Raw genomic sequence first — 1,641 nt, 5'->3', positions numbered from 1 at the left:
CTGAGCGTGAGCACGGAAGGTGATGGGTCTGGCGGGGAGTTTTTGCAGATTGCGTGATGTACGCAGGATGAGCCCCCTCGGGCATCTTGCACAAACGATACCGTCGGGGGAGTCTTTGGTTTACGAGACTAAAGACCACCGAAGTGTGCCACGCGACTTTACAGAGCTCCAAATTTTATCGGCTGCTGTTACGCATTGACCAGGACCTCGCGGAGCAGGCCCGCGCGCAACGCTGCCGTTGCGGGGGTGTGCTGCACAGCGCCCGCTACCCGCGCAAGCCGCGCGGTATTCCCCGCGAAGCCCAGCCCGATTGCGACTTCCGCTACAGCTTCTGCTGTGCCGGCTGCCGCCGCCGCACGACGCCGGTGTCCGTGCGTTTTCTGGGCCGGCGCGTCTATGTCGCGGCGATCATGGTGACGGTCTGTGCCTCACGAGCCAGCGCAGGCACCGCGGCGGCCATGCGTCAGCTGGACTCGCTTGACGTGCCGGTCTCGACGATTGCGCGCTGGCGACGCTGGTGGCGCAGCGAATTCATGACGACGCCCCTGTGGCTGCTCGGGCGCTCCGATTTCATGCCGCCCGTCGAACCCGATCTACTCCCTGCGAGCCTGCTCGAACGCTTCGTCACCACGCTCCAGCACTCCCCCCTGATGGGTCTGTTGCGCTGGCTCACGCCCCTGACCAGCGGCAGCGCCGCGAGCAACCTGCGCGAGGTTCGTTAGACGCCCGCAGAACTTGTCGCTCGCCCCCGTCAGACAGCGCTTGTAGTCTCGCTTCTCCCCTCAATCGCGGCGATGCCCGCCGCATCTTTGGAGAATCGATGAGCCAACACCACGATTTACCAGCGGGTGATCGCTGGGCCCGCTTGCGCTTCGCCGTCGTCGGCCCGTTGCTGGCCGCCCCGCCGGAACCGGGCCAACTGCGCGAACTTCTGGCCATTCTGAGCGCCAAGGTCTGGCGTCACCCCGTCACCGGCGCCGACGTCCAGTTCGGCCACTCGACCATTGAGCGCTGGTACTACCAGGCCCGCCGTGCAGCACAGGACCCGGTGACCGGACTCAGGAACCGGCCGCGCATGCGCGGTACTTCCCGCAGCCTGTCGCCGGCGGCCATCCAGGCCATCCGCGAGCAGTATCGCGAACACCCCGGCTGGACCTGCCAGTTGCACTACGACAACCTCAAGGTCACGCTCGGGGCCGCGAACCTGCCCTCGTATGCGACCGTGCGCCGCTACTTCGTCGCACAGGGGTTGTTTCGCGAACGCGCGCCGCGTCACACCAGTGCCGGCGCGATGCTCGCACGCGATCGTCTGGAGCGCCTTGAGGTGCGCAGCTTCGAGGTCGAACATGTCGCCGCGCTCTGGCATCTCGATTTCCATCACGGATCGCGCAAGCTGCTCACGCGCGACGGCCAGTGGGTCAAGCCAATGCTGCTGTGCGTACTCGATGACCGCTCGCGCATCGTCTGCCACGCGCAGTGGTATCTCGACGAGACTGCCCAGAGCCTGATACACGGCCTGTGCCAGGCGTTCAGCGCCGCGGCTTGCCCCGTGCCCTGATGACCGACAATGGCGCCGCGATGCTCGCGGAGGAAACGGTCGCTGGACTGCACGCGCTCGGCGTACTGCATCAGACCACCTTG

General features: G+C 66.1%; 1 protein-coding gene and 1 pseudogene. Both read left to right on the top strand.

All coding sequences use genetic code 11. The features are described from left to right. The first annotated feature begins 143 nt into the window (after positions 1-143). Complete coding sequence (locus tag P0D89_RS52705; RefSeq protein ID WP_408371144.1) at positions 144-722, top strand: hypothetical protein; 579 nt, start codon at positions 144-146, stop codon at positions 720-722. Between the two features lie 98 nt (positions 723-820). Further along, positions 821-1,641: pseudogene (locus P0D89_RS52700) on the top strand (transposase family protein); the annotation flags it as partial.

Origin of the sequence: Paraburkholderia sp. RL18-085-BIA-A, assembly GCF_046027075.1 — a bacterium.
In the GTDB taxonomy this organism is placed as follows: Bacteria; Pseudomonadota; Gammaproteobacteria; order Burkholderiales; family Burkholderiaceae; genus Paraburkholderia.
Note: the sequence above shows the minus strand (reverse complement) of the source record. Positions and strands in the feature narration are given on the sequence as shown.